Origin of the sequence: Magnetospirillum sp. UT-4 (assembly GCF_902729435.1) — a bacterium.
In the GTDB taxonomy this organism is placed as follows: Bacteria; Pseudomonadota; Alphaproteobacteria; order Rhodospirillales; family Magnetospirillaceae; genus Magnetospirillum.
The window spans coordinates 1-13,126 of record NZ_CACVCG010000084.1 but is presented as its reverse complement, the minus strand read 5'-3'; the positions used below and the strand labels follow the sequence as shown (position 1 = coordinate 13,126).

Here is a 13,126-nt window from a genome sequence, read left to right as displayed (position 1 = left end):
GCTGGGAACATAAGGGCTTTCGCTGTCGCGAAGCGCACCTGGCGGTGCCCGCCCTCTCCCTCCCTCTCCGGCGAGCGGGCGAGGGACCCTGCCCCCCTCAGGTGATCCCGAAGCGCCCCAGGCATTCGGCGAGGTCGTCGCCGAATTGCGGTCCCTTGCGGATCAGGGCGGCGCGCGGGGGCAGGCCGCGCAGCTTGGCGTGGCCCCATTCGTAGCTGGTCAGCACGGCGAAGGGAATCGCCTGGGTCACCGGCATGGCGGCCAGGGCGCAGCCCAGATCGACGCCCGACAGCATCCCCAGCTCCATGGACGCCACCACCATGTCGGGCTTGGTGTGGACCACCATCTCCATGGCCTCGAAGGGGTTGCGCACCACCGAGGTGCGGTAGCCGCAGGCCGCCAGTTCGCGTTCGACGATGCGGGCCATGGCCTTTTCCGGCACCACCAGCATGACCTCGACGTTCTTCTGCTCGATGGGGCCGAAATCCACGTCGGCGGTGCGCTTGGCCGGCAGGGCGCGGACCACGGTGGGGACGTCGGCCTCGGTCACCTGCTCGCCGTCGGCCAGACGCTCGATGCGGTCGATGAAGACCTGGACCTCGTCCAGCTCGGCCGGACCGACCTTCTTCAGTTCGCCCACATACTCGTCCAGGCGGTGGGTGATCAGCTTGATGAGGGGAACGCTGAGGGCCTGGGCGTGGCTGCGCAGGTTGCTGGCGTCGCGGCGCAGGGTCGCCAGGCCGTCCTCGGCGCTGACCGCCTGCGATCGCAGGTTCCCGATCAGGACCTGCAGGGAACTGGCCGTGTCACGCAGCTCTTCCAGGAACTCGTTGACGACGCGGCGCTCGTTTTCGTTGTCGAGAGTGTCGGCACTGGACATGGCCCGCTCCAAGGCATTCATCGCCGATCAGGCATACACCAGTCCGCCCCCGGCGAAAAGGCTGGATCAGCCGCAGGCGACCAGCGCCCCGCCCCGCTCGGCGGCGATCATGTCGGCCAGGGTGAAGCGGTCAAGGGTCTGGAAGAATGCCGCGATCCCCTGGGAGAAGGCCGTCTTGGCCACGCAGGACCCGGCCAGGCGGCAGGACTCCTCGGCCGGCATCCCCTCCCTCAGGCAGCGGGCGATGGCGAAGTCCTCCTCGACCCGGCGGACGAAATCACCCAGCCGGATGGCATCGGGCTCGACCTGCAGGCGGACGCCGCCGTACTTGCCCCGCACCGTCTCCAGGAAGCCGGAGCGGCCGAGCTGGTGGACCACCTTGGTCAGGTGATTCTTCGAAATGCCGTGGCATTCCGCGATCTCGGTGATGGTGACCAGCCGGTGGGTGTGCAGGCCGACATGTACCAGCACCCGCAGCGCGTAGTCAGTATGAAGCGTCAGGCGCATGGGCCGGTTACCTTATCCCCCGATAAGAATGGCATATTCGTGTGACGGAATGTAGATGGTCAAGCCGGTCGATGACATGGCTCCCATGCGGGAAAGAGAGCCATAATTTGCCGCTTTGCCTGCCCGGCGTCGCCGAGGGATGGACGGATACCGGGTGAAGCCTGTAGAACTGGCAGGATTCAGCAGCGCCAGGCGAGGCATGGACCGCCCGACCACACGTTCCCGCCCACCGATCCGCCGGCTGCTGCGCATGGCCCGGTTCCGCCTGGTGGCGGCGGTGCTGGCGCCGGTGCTGGCGCTGGTGGCGTTCTCCACCTACGTGGTCGAGGAGAAGCTCGAGACCTACCGCCACAACGCGGACATGCTGGTCGCCGCCCAGGTCGCCCGCTCGGCCCAGGCCCTGGCGCGCGAGCTGGAAGCCGAGCGCGGCCTGTCCGCGCTCCACCTCGGCACCGGACGCAGCGGCTGGCGTGAAGACCTGGACGATCAGCGGCTGCGCACCGACGAGCGGATGGCCCAGCTGGACACGGTGGTGGCGGTGCCGCTGGCCAGGAAGGTGATCGGCTCGCCGTTCGGCGACATGGGCGTCGGCGCCATCGGCGCCTTGCGCGCCGGGGTCGATGGCGACAGCGATCTGCGCGAGATGCTGGAAGGCTACAGCGCGCTGATCGGCAACCTGATCGCCACCGCGACCCGGATGGTCAGCGACGACCTGTCGAACCTGGTGTCGGCCTACATCGACATCGGCAACGTCAAGGATCGCCTCGCCCGCCAGCGCGAGATCGGGGCGTCGTGGCTGATCCAGGTCCGCCACGACCGCGAGCTGATGGCCCTGTTCACCCGCTCCCACGCCGAGCGCCAGGCCTTCATGACCTCGTTCCGCGCCCATGCCTCGCGCCGCCAGGCCGAGACCTTCGACGCCATCGTCCACGGCCCCGTCCTCGACGAGATCGAGCGCCTGCATCGCGTCGCCCTGACCGGCAAACTGGGCCAGGCCGAGGCCGAGACCTGGCACCGCAGCCATGCCGCCCTGCTGGCGCTGATAACCCAGGCGGAGGAGCGCATCGCCACCGACATGGAGGACCGCATCCACGCCAACCTGCGCTCGGCCCAGGTCGCCTTCTACCTGGTGGTGATCGGGGTGGTGGCGCTGATCGCCTTCTCGCTGGAGACCCTCCGCCGCAGCGAGCGCCGCGCCGTCATCTGGGAAGAGGAGGCGCGCAAGCTGTTCCGCGCGGTGGAGCAGAGCCCGGTATCGGTGATGATCACCGATTCCGGCGGCCTGATCGAATACATCAACCCCGCCTTCAGCCGCATGACCGGCTGGGCGCGCGACGAGGTGCTGGGCAAGAACCCGCGCCTGCTGCGCTCGGATCTGACACCGCGCGAAACCTATGCCGCCATGTGGCAGACCATTAGCGACGGCGGCGAGTGGCGCGGCGAGATCGTCAACCGTCGGCGCGACGGCTCGGTCTACTGGGAGCAGATGACCATCGCCCCGGTGAAGCGGCCCGACGGCGAGGTCGACAACTACATCGCCCTGAAGGAGGACATCACCGAGGTGCGCGAGTTGCACCTGGCGCTGGAACGCGAGCACGCCAACATCCGCAGCATCCTGGAGGCCACCCGCGACGGCATCGCCCTGATCGGCGACGGCGGCAACTTTGAATACGCCAACCCGGCCCTTGAGGAGGAATTCGGGCCGGTCTACGGCCATTCGGTGGAAACCTATTTCAGCGTCCCCACCCCGCCCCGCGAGCCGGCCGCCCGCAGCGAGTGGCAGTATCCCGGCACCGGCAAGGTCTACGAGGTGTCGGCCACCCCGCTGCACAACGCCGAGGGCAGGCCGGCGGTGCTGCTGGCCTTCCACGACATCACCGCCCGCAAGCAGGCCGAGCAGGCCATGGGCGCGGCGCGCGAGGCGGCGGAACTGGCCAACCGCGCCAAGACCGAGTTCCTCGCCACCATGAGCCACGAACTGCGTACGCCGCTGAACGCCATCATCGGCTTTTCCGAGATCATCGAGAGCCAGCTGCTGGGACCGGTCGGCCAACCCCAATACGTCGATTACGCCCGCGACATCAACGATTCGGGGCGCCGGCTGCTGCAGCTCATCAACGACATCCTGGACGTCAGCCGCATCGAGATCGGCCGCGTCGTCCTGCGCGAGGACCGCGTCACGGTGGCATCCCTGGTGGAGGCCTGCCTGGCCATGGTGCGCGAGCGCGCCGCCATCGGCGAAGTGGCGCTGCAACCCAACATCCCCGACGACCTGCCCGACCTGTGGGGCGACGAGCGCCGCCTCAAGCAGATCCTGGTCAACGTCGTCGGCAATGCGGTCAAGTTCACCCGCCCCGGCGGCTCGGTCACCATCCGCGCCGGCAAGGACGCGCATGGCCTCACCCTGGAGATCATCGACACCGGCATCGGCATCGCCCCGGAGAACATGGAGAAGGCGTTGGCCCCGTTCGGTCAGGCCGACAGCAGCCTGGCCCGGCGCTACGAGGGCAGCGGCCTCGGCCTGCCGCTGTCGCGCCAGCTGATGGACCTGCATGGCGGCAGCCTGAACCTGGAGAGCACCGTCGGCAAGGGCACCCGGGTGACGTTGCGCTTCCCGGCCGAGAGACTCAGGATCGACGAGTAACCTCCCTCCTCCCTCCCTCCCCCCTTGCGGGGGAGGGTCGGGGTGGGGGGCGAACCGCGTCGGCGCATGAGTGTGCGGCCTCACCCCACCCCAACCCCTCCCCATCGAGGGGAGGGGCTTACTCCCCCACCCGCTGGGCCAGCCAGGCGCCCCAGGTGGCCGCCGCCAGGAAGGGGCCGAACGGCAGGCGGCGGTCGGCCGGCCACCTGCGGCCATCGGCCGCCACCACGGCCGCCACCGCACTCAGCCCCCCCAGCGCCGCCGCCAGCACCACCCACGCCACGGCGGCCGGCCCCAGCCACGCGGCGGCGGCGGCCAGCAGCTTGGCGTCGCCGCCGCCCAGCCCATCGGTGCCGCGCAGGCGGCGAAAGGCGGCCGCCAGCCCGACCAGGGACAGCCAGGCCGCCGCCGCCGCCGCGGCATGGCCGGCCAGCGCCGCACCGCCGTCCGGAGCGGCGGCGGCCAGGCCGGCGGCGGCCAGCGGCAGGGTCAGCCGGTCGGGCAGCAGCATGTGGTCGATGTCGATGATCGCCAGCAGCAGCAGGGTCCAGCCCAGCATGCAGCCGGCCGCCAGCTGCCAGCCTTCCGCCACTCCGGCGGCACCGGCCGCCACCCCCAGGGCCAGCGCCTCGACCACCGGATAGCGCAGCGGGATCGGCCGGCGGCAGCGGCGGCAGCGCCCGCCGAGCAACGTCCATGACAGCAGCGGCACCAGGTCGCGGACACCGAGAACGGCGCCGCAATGGGGGCAGGACGAGCGGCCGCCCAGCCCCCGCCCGGCTCCCAGCCGACCGGCGGCGCAGGCGACGAAACTGCCGGCCACCGGACCGAGCAGCAGGGCGAACTCCGCCTCCATCAGCGCACCTCCGCCTGGTAGCGGCGCACCCCGCCGCTGCCCGCATCGACCAGCAGCGACACCGCGCGACCGCGCACCGACACCACCACCTGCCCGCCGGTCGAGGACCCGTCGGGCCGGAACAGGATTTCCGTTTCGCCGCTGCGGGTCGCCGCCGGACCGGCCAGCCCGATGCCGTTCGGCAGCCGGCGCCAGCGGCCGCCTTCCACCGCCAGGCTGAGATTGGCGAAGTCGATCACCACCCGCACCTCGGTGCCGCGCCGCACCGCCAGCAGGCGGGCCTCGCCCATGGCGTCGCGGACGTCGTCGGACGCCCGGCGCAGCTCGTAGCGGTCCATGGCGGCCCCGTGCAGCGGCTTGAGGGCGGCGCCGGCCAGGGCGGCCGCCACCAGCGCCACCAGCGAAAGCCGGAACGGCATGCGAGACTTTTTCGGGAGCATGGTGTCACCAGCTGGCGACGTCGCGGTTTTCGCCGTCACCGCCTTCGCGGTTGTCGGCGCCCAGGGTGAAGATGTCGAAGGCGCCGTGGCGCCCGGGCAGGCGATAGAGATAGGGCCGCCCCCACGGATCGCTGAGGGCATCGCGCCGGCGCAGGTAAGGGCCGGACCAGGCGGTCTCGCCGGCCGGGCGCTCGACCAGGGCCACCAGGCCCTCCTGCTCGCTGGGATAGCGGCCGGTCTCGAGCCGGTAGAGGTCCAGAATCGCCGCCAGGTTCTGGATCTGGATGCGGGCCGCGTCGGATCTGGCCCCGCCCAGATGCTTCATCACCTGTGGCGCGGCGATGGCCGCCAGCAGGCCGAGGATGGCCAGCACCACCAGCAGTTCGAGCAGGGTGAAACCGGACTGGGACCGCATGAAATCCTCCGTTCGGGTAACCCCGGCCCGGCAGGATGCCGGACCGGGATCCCTGGGTTCAGTTCTGCGTCAGCTTGTCCTCGAAGGTGCCCAGGCAGGCCTTCCCGAGGCCGGGCAGGCCGGTGGCACCCACCGCCGGCAGCTCGACGTATTCCTCGTCGATCTTGCCGTCATGGTTGGTGTCGTAGACCGCGTGCTGGTCGCCCTCGACGCCGTGGGCGACACGAAGCGCGGGATGATCGAACGGCCCCTGCTCGCACCGCACGCGATCGTCGGTCAGGGTCTTGAGGAAGGCGACGATGGCCTTGGCATCGGCGTCGGTGATGTTGAGCGGCACGATCGCCCCCGACAGGTTGGTCGGGTTGGGAGCCTTGCCGGTGGTATCGACGCGGATGTCGCCGGGCTGGTTGACCACGCGGCGATCGCCGCCGCGGCGGTAGAAAGTCAGCACCTCGTCCAGGCTGGCGTACTGGCCGTAATGGAAGTAGGGGCCGGTCAGCTCGACGTTGCGCAGCATCGGCGACTTGAAGGCGCCATCGACGGCAACCTCCTCGGCGGCGATCTGGGCCTGGGTGGGGGCGCACTTGGTGGCGGCGTCGGTGTTGAAGCGCGCCAGCATGGTGCAGCCGTCGATGGCGTCCACCAGCGTCGGGTCGGCGATCAGGGCATCGTCGGCGGTGGTGGTGGTGTGCTTCGCCATGTACTGGCGGGCCAGCGACAGCGGCTTGCCGAAGGGATCGGTGCCGCCGACGCCCAAATCCTCGTCGGTGGGACGGGTGCCGATGTTGAAGAAGCCCTCGTCGATGAGGTGGACCTTGCCCGAGGCGCCCGGCACCCGGTCCAGCCACTTGCCGGCGGGGCCGGCGGGGAAGGTGGCGTTCGAGAACAGCGGACCGTTATGGCAGAAGATGCAGCCGGTCTGCGACGAGCGGAACAGGTCGAGGCCGCGGGTCTCCTCGGCCGACAGGGTGGCGGTGGCGGGCGACGCCTTGGCCCGGTCGTACTTGGAATCGTCCGAGATCAGCGAGGCCTGGTAGCGGGCCACGGCGATGCCCCAGAACAGCGAGAAATTGCCCTCCATCTGGGAATAGCCGGGGGCCGGCATGCCGGCCGGCTCGACGCCGCCCTGCCACCATTCCGGCTTGAAGGCGCGCTTGACCCAGTCGGCGTAGGTGCCGGTGATGCCCTGCCCCAGCGTCTTCCTGCTGTAGACCTTGCCCAGCACGCTGTCGCCGGGATGCACCTTCTGGCGCGCCAGCGGCTGGCGCGCCAGCACCTTGCGGCCGAACTCGGCCAGCGAGCGGCCGCGGCAGATCATCTCCAGCTCACTGACGATGGGACCCACCGCCTGGGACGCCAGCGACAGGTTGGGAATGGCCACCTTGGTCTGTTCCCAGCCGCCGCTGTACTTGGCCAGCAGCGCGGCGCCGTCGCGCTCGCCGAACGGGGTGGCGCCGTTGAAGAAGTTGCTGGCGCGGCCGTCCCAGAAATTGCGGCGATAATAGACGGCGTTGATGGTGGTCGGGGTGTGGCGCGGCTCGACCCGGCGCACGTTGCGCATGCCGACATGGTAGATCGGGTCGAAATCGGCGCTGCTGCAGGCGTCCAGCGGGGTGCGGGTCTGCGGGTACTGGCCGATGTACTGGCCGAAGAAGGCGCCCTGCGACGACACCACGTCGTTGGACTGGAACTTGATGGCCGAATCGCGGTTGGCCTCGTCGACCAGCTGGAACATGGGGAAGTCGTCGCGCTTCAGGCGGTAGTTGGGGCCGGCCATCGCCCCCGAGGGCATCTTGCCCGCCGCGTCGCCGAAGCTGGTGTCGCCGTCGGGATCGTATTCGGGCTTGCTGCGGTCGAGGATGCCGGGCGACAGCTGGTTCTTGACCCGGCTGTCGGCGCCGGCATGGAAGTGGCAGCTGGCGCAGGCGACGTCATGGCTGCCGATGGCCTGGTCCCAGAACAGCGCCTTGCCGAGGATCAGCAGGGCCTGGTCGTCCTTGACGTAGGCGGTGAGATCGGGGGCCGGCGGCGTGACCCCCTTCAGCGAGGGCGGCGCCGGAAGCTGGAAGATCGGCTGCGCCAGGGCCGCGTTGGCCAACGCCAGCCCGCCGAGGGCAGCCAGCGAGAGCAGGAGACGCCCGGGGGGGCGGCGTTTGTGCGTCATGAACTCCTCCGTCCGAGCCGCCCTGTGGAAAGGCAATGTCATGGGGGCGGCAATGCTGCGGATTTAGCCACCGATTGCCCTGTTTTCTGAATTGTGATTACGGCACTTCCCGCGTTCCTGAGGTATTATCCTTCCAACTTACTTACGCCGGACGCGCCTAATGTTCATATTCACTACGGCGTAATCTTATGCTTGTTCTGCTATGACCGACGCGCGGCGACCTGGACGTCATTTCTTCAGCATCGTCCATTGCCGGGCCGCTTCCATTCCCTCGGCGACCCCGGTCGGCCCCATGGCCTGGGCGACCGGGCGGATCTTGGCCTCGGCCTTGGCGCGCAAGGCCGCATCGGGGGTGGTGGCGGCCAGGGCCAGCCATTTCAGCCCCTGCACCGGGTCGCGTTCGGTGCCGCGGCCGACGAACAGCATCAGCGCCAGGTTGTACTGGGACGGGCCGTGGCCGGCCTCGGCGGCGCGGCGCAGCCAGGCCACCGATTTCGGCCAGTCGGCGGGAATGCCGGCGCCGCCGAAATACATCTCGCCCAGCATGGCATAGGCCGGAACGCTGCCCTTGGCGGCGGCGCGCTCGAGCATCGCCACCGCCTTGGCCGGCTCGGCCCCGCTCACCGCGCCCTTGCGGTGGAGCATGGCCAGCAGCACCAGCGCGTCGGCATTTCCCGTATCGGCCTCGGCCAGCAGTTGTTCCAGGGCCATCGGCCGGGCGGCCGGCTCGGCGCCGAAGGCGGCGATCGCGGCCAGCATCAGGGCGGCGGCAAGGCCGCCCGGAACCAGGAGACGCAGCATCGGCTCCTCCCTCAGTATCCGCCGTGGGGGCCGCCGTGGGGCGGGACGATGGTGATGGTCGGGTTGCTGTTGCTGGTGGCCGAGGCCTCGGCGGTCTGGTTGCCCATGGAATCCTGGTGGGTCCAGTTGTCGATCACCCCGGTGGCGCCGTCGCCCAGGGTCTGGTTGATGATGTTCTGGTTGGCGATGGCGGTGCTGTTGGTCACCGAATAGTACTGGTTGACCTCGCCGCCCGAGCCGCCGCCGCCCGCTCCGGTGGCGGTCGCGGCGCCGCCGGCGGCGTCCTCCTGGCTCTTCTTCACCGCCTGGTAATTGGCCCAGAAGCCCCGGCTGGCGCGGCTGTAGTTCCACGGGTCGTTGCCCATCAGCTGGGCCTGGGCGCCGGCCAGGCGCAGCCCGGCGGGGTGGTCGGCCAGGGCCAGCGGCAGCGCCGCCAGGCCGATGGCCAGAAGGAAGGCACGCTTGAAGACCATGGTCGTCCTCCGTATGTGAGTCCCGGCCGGTCCGCCGGAAGAGTGGGGGAGGAGGTGGCAGCCCCCTCCCCCTGACGCGTGTACCGATTGCGGCCTACTGGACCGACGGGCCGACGAACTTGTTGGTGACGCTGGAGACGTTGCCGAGCGCGGTGGCCGACACGTTCAGCACCGGGGCGTCGAGCTTGCCCAGGTTCTTGAAGCCGGAGACCATGTGGTTGGTCGCCGAGGCGTGGGCGTAGTTGTCCTGGTAGCCGAACTGGGTGAGATCGACGACCGCCACGTTCTCGGAGACCAGGGTCTGGTGCCAGCCGTAGCCGGCCGGGCCGGGCTCGACCACCGAGCCCAGGGACACGGTGTGGATGTTGGCCGCCGAGGTGGCGGACACGTCGGCCTGGGCGTTGCTGATGCCGTCGCCCAGCGCCACCGCCGAGTTGTAGCCCTTCTTGATCATGCCGTACTGGGCCGAGGTCCAGGCCAGCATGGCGACGTCGTAGTTGCTGTTGCCGGAGGTGCCGTACATGTCGTCCTCGGACGTCCACTTGCTGCCGAGGTCCCAGCCGATCAGGTTGCCGAGCGCGATGCCGGCCATGCCGGCCTGGTCCTGGCTGGGGTGGTAGGCCCCGCCCTCGACGTCGTCGAACTTGCCGAACGCGATCTGGCCGTCATGGACGAAGGTGGCGTGCTCGCCGTCGACGGTGGCGACGTTGGAGGCGGCGGTGGCGGCGATCTCCACCTTGGCCAGCTGGGTGGTGGCATCGGCCAGGCTGGACTTGTACCAGTCGTTGCCGAGGTCGATGTTGACGGTGTTGTACTGCTTGGCGATGTTGACGCCGTACTGGTGATTGTACTGGTTCAGCTCGGGATCGACCTCGATGTCGCCCTTGCTGCCGATGGAGACCGGCACCACGATGCCCGCCTGCAGGCCGGCATTGATGGCGTTCTGGTCGTTCTCCTGGTACGGCTTCTGGATGTTGAAGATGTAGATCGGCGGCAGGTTGCCGGCGCCGGCATCACCGGCCGGATAGGTGGCATAGGAGCCGTCGGCGAAGGCGCTCATGTTGCCGGCCATCACCTGCAGCCGCTCGACCTGGGTCAGACCCCACGGATCGAAATCGGCGTCGATGTCGAAGAAGGCGTCGAGGTCGGTGTAGGTGTTGTTGCTCCAGCTCCAGTTGACGGTATCGAAGGCCGCGGCCGGGGTGGCGACCAGGGCGGCGCCGAGGGCGACGGCCGAAACGGCGGACAGCAGGTGGATGCGGGTCATAACGACTCTCCTTTGCCTTTGGTGAGAAAGTCTTCATGGAACTTGGCCTGGACGAGCCCGCACTCTTCGGGACCCTTCAGGCCGAGGAAATCCGTCATGATCTGGTAGACCCCCATTTCGACGACGGAGCGAACGCCGAGTTGAAGCGGTTCGTTGCGGATCATTCCCGCGTCGAACTCGACGAGTTGAGTGCCGAAGAACCGGAACACGTTGGCTTCGACCTCAAATCCCTGAATCTGTTTCTGCAGGCTGGTGATGTACGGGACCTCGAAGGTGCGGGAATTGACCACCCGCAGATCGAGGCCGACATTGATCACCACCGTGCGCGCACCGCCGCCGATGCCGCCCACCGACAGGCGGCCGCCGTTGGAGACGATGTTGTAGTTGAGCTCGGTGAGCGCCCCCACCAGCACGAAGTCCGAGCCGCGCACCGAGCCCGGGCGCAGCGCCGATTCGGGCGCCGACAGGCGCTGCTCGGCCATCCTGACCTGGGCCAGCGGGATGCGCAGGTCGTAGCGCTCGACCAGCTTGGCCTTGCTGGTCTTGTAGATGGCGCTCATCACCATCTCCGAGACGCCCTGGGTCAGCGCCGTCGAGGTGCCGTTGCCGGTGGCCTGGAACTGGCCGGTCTTGTCGGCGACCTCGCCCACCGCGAAGACCGGCAGGTTGCTGCCCGGCTGCTGGCCGAGCGACGCCAGGCAGCGGGAATAGGGGGTGTCGTTGTTGGTCACCGGGGCGCTGAACGCGGGCTCGACGCCTTTGGTAGCAATTCCCGGGGCGCATCCGCCCAGCGCCAGCAGCGCCAGGGGTATCGCGGGGGTGAGCAGACGTCTCATCTCGGACTCCTTGCAGAGGTGTCGTTCCGCGGCGCACCGGCCTTTCGGCGAGCAAAGGCATCGCCAAACGTAGGCGCGACTACGAAGAACTATTCATGTGTACAGAAAGCCGCCGATACGGTGTCTTGTTCGGAGCCTGTGAACTATCCTCACGGCGGTTACTTGCTTGCGAGCCAGACCCTACAGCCGGCGGCGAAAAAAATGTAACGCCCTTGTGGTCTGGTTTACATAAACAGCCGGAGTAACACTTCACTCCGAGGGAACACCCCCAAGGCCCCGCCCGATCTCCGGAAGGGGCTGGCACTGCCCCGGGAGAGTCCCTTCACCCCCCGGTGTTGAAATGCCCCGGGGGTCGGAGGTAGGGTCTGGCTTCCGAGCACTCAGGAAACGTGTCGATGCACCAGGACCTTTCGGCCAAGTACGACCTCCGGGTCCCGCGCTACACCTCGTACCCGACGGCGCCGCACTTCCATCCCGGCATCGGCCCCGACCAGTACGGCAAGTGGCTGGCCGCCCTCGACCCGGCCGAGGAGCTGTCGCTCTACCTGCACATCGCCTATTGCGCCGAGATGTGCTGGTTCTGCGGCTGCCACACCAAGATCACCCGCAAATACGCGCCGGTGGCCGCCTACATGGAGGCGCTGCTGGCCGAGATCGACCTGATCGCCGAGAAGCTGCCGGCGCGCATGACCGCGCGGCACGTCCATTTCGGCGGCGGCAGCCCGACCATCCTGGCGCCCGAGGATTTCGTGCGCACGGTGGACACCCTGCGCCGGCGCTTCGTGGTCAGGCCCGACGCCGAGATCGCGGTGGAGCTGGACCCGCGCACCGCCGACGAGACCTATGTCAAGGCGATGGCGTCGGCGGGGGTCACCCGCGCCTCCATCGGGGTGCAGGACTTCGACCCCGAGGTGCAGAAGGCGATCAACCGCATCCAGCCCTATTCCGTCACCGCCGACGTCATCGGCTGGCTGAGGAAGCACGGCGTCCCCGAGATCAACGTCGACCTGGTCTACGGCCTGCCGCTGCAGACGGTGGACGGCCTGCTGGACACCATCGACAAGGCGCACGGCTTCAGCCCTCGGCGCATCGCGCTGTTCGGCTATGCCCACGTGCCGTGGATGAAGAAGCACCAGCGCCTGATCCCCGACGAGACCCTGCCCGACACAGACACCCGCTGGCAGCAGTACACCCAGGCGACGGCGCGGCTCGAGGACCTGGGCTACGTCAAGGTCGGCCTCGACCACTTCGCCGCCCCCGACGACCCGCTGGCCCTGGCGCTGAAGGAGAAGCGGCTGCACCGCAACTTCCAGGGCTACACCACCGACACCGCCGACACCCTGATCGGCATCGGCGCGTCGGGCATCGGCTCGCTGCCCCAGGGCTACGTCGCCAATGTGGGCGAGATCCACTTCTACCTGGACGCCATCCGCGCCGGCCGCCTGGCCACCGCGCGCGGAATCGCCATCGACGACGATGACCGCCTGCGCCGCGACATCATCATGCGGCTGATGTGCGACCTCGAGATCGACCTGGACGCGGTCTGCGCCGAACACGGCGCCGATGCCGCCCAGTTCGACGGCGCCCTGGCCGAGCTGGCGCCCATGGTCGCGGACGGACTGGCCCAGGTGAGCGGCCGGCGCATCGTCATGACCGACCAGGGCCGCACCCTGGTGCGAGCCGCCGCGGCGCGGTTCGACCGCTACCTCAAGCGCGGCGAACAGCGCCATTCCAAGGCGGTGTGAGCGGATCGCCGCCTTTCCCCTCCCCCTGGGGCTTCATTCGGGCCTCATCCTGAGGAGCCGCCGCAGGCGGCGTCTCGAAGGGACGAGGCCCGCCCCAT

The 13,126-nt window shown here is 69.0% G+C and carries 12 protein-coding genes; 2 read left to right on the top strand and 10 right to left on the bottom strand.

The features are described from left to right. Positions 1–97 precede the first annotated feature (97 nt). Together MTBUT4_RS12145 and MTBUT4_RS12140 are read right to left on the bottom strand one after the other, a co-directional pair. Positions 98–880 (bottom strand): response regulator, encoded by a 783-nt coding sequence (locus MTBUT4_RS12145; protein ID WP_173979960.1) that lies wholly within the window; start codon positions 878–880, stop codon positions 98–100. 66 nt (positions 881–946) lie between these two features. Further along, complete coding sequence (locus tag MTBUT4_RS12140; RefSeq protein ID WP_173979959.1) at positions 947–1,387, bottom strand: Rrf2 family transcriptional regulator; 441 nt, start codon at positions 1,385–1,387, stop codon at positions 947–949. A 199-nt stretch (positions 1,388–1,586) separates the two neighbouring features. On the opposite strand from MTBUT4_RS12140, the gene MTBUT4_RS12135 reads away from it, so the two are divergent. After that, positions 1,587–4,031, top strand: coding sequence for a PAS domain S-box protein (locus MTBUT4_RS12135; RefSeq protein ID WP_173979958.1), 2,445 nt, complete (start codon positions 1,587–1,589; stop codon positions 4,029–4,031). A 118-nt stretch (positions 4,032–4,149) separates the two neighbouring features. Here the strand turns inward: MTBUT4_RS12135 and MTBUT4_RS12130 are convergent, their stop codons facing one another. From MTBUT4_RS12130 to MTBUT4_RS12095, 8 genes are all read right to left on the bottom strand, one after another. Next, complete coding sequence (locus MTBUT4_RS12130; protein ID WP_217424161.1) at positions 4,150–4,887, bottom strand: A24 family peptidase; 738 nt, start codon at positions 4,885–4,887, stop codon at positions 4,150–4,152. Beyond that, complete coding sequence (locus MTBUT4_RS12125; protein ID WP_173979957.1) at positions 4,887–5,306, bottom strand: GspH/FimT family pseudopilin; 420 nt, start codon at positions 5,304–5,306, stop codon at positions 4,887–4,889. Before MTBUT4_RS12125 ends, MTBUT4_RS12130 begins: the two co-directional genes overlap by 1 nt. Before the next feature lie 25 nt (positions 5,307–5,331). Then, positions 5,332–5,742, bottom strand: a complete 411-nt coding sequence (gene gspG, locus MTBUT4_RS12120) for a type II secretion system major pseudopilin GspG (RefSeq protein ID WP_173979956.1) — start codon at positions 5,740–5,742, stop codon at positions 5,332–5,334. Between the two features lie 58 nt (positions 5,743–5,800). Continuing rightward, complete coding sequence (locus MTBUT4_RS12115) at positions 5,801–7,906, bottom strand: cytochrome-c peroxidase (RefSeq protein ID WP_173979955.1); 2,106 nt, start codon at positions 7,904–7,906, stop codon at positions 5,801–5,803. Between the two features lie 228 nt (positions 7,907–8,134). After that, on the bottom strand, positions 8,135–8,707 hold the full coding sequence (locus tag MTBUT4_RS12110; RefSeq protein WP_173979954.1) for a tetratricopeptide repeat protein: 573 nt from the start codon (positions 8,705–8,707) through the stop codon (positions 8,135–8,137). An 11-nt stretch (positions 8,708–8,718) separates the two neighbouring features. Continuing rightward, positions 8,719–9,180: a hypothetical protein gene (locus tag MTBUT4_RS12105; RefSeq protein ID WP_173979953.1), complete on the bottom strand. Its 462-nt coding sequence runs from the start codon at positions 9,178–9,180 to the stop codon at positions 8,719–8,721. A 94-nt stretch (positions 9,181–9,274) separates the two neighbouring features. Beyond that, positions 9,275–10,447, bottom strand: coding sequence for a hypothetical protein (locus MTBUT4_RS12100; RefSeq protein ID WP_173979952.1), 1,173 nt, complete (start codon positions 10,445–10,447; stop codon positions 9,275–9,277). Then, entirely contained in the window at positions 10,444–11,283 is an 840-nt protein-coding gene (locus MTBUT4_RS12095) for a CsgG/HfaB family protein (protein WP_173979951.1), read from the bottom strand. The genes MTBUT4_RS12100 and MTBUT4_RS12095 overlap by 4 nt, the downstream gene beginning before the upstream one ends. Positions 11,284–11,678: 395 nt before the next feature. Between MTBUT4_RS12095 and hemN the strand changes: the two genes are divergently transcribed. Continuing rightward, positions 11,679–13,028, top strand: coding sequence for an oxygen-independent coproporphyrinogen III oxidase (gene hemN / locus MTBUT4_RS12090; RefSeq protein WP_173979950.1), 1,350 nt, complete (start codon positions 11,679–11,681; stop codon positions 13,026–13,028). Positions 13,029–13,126 lie beyond the last annotated feature (98 nt).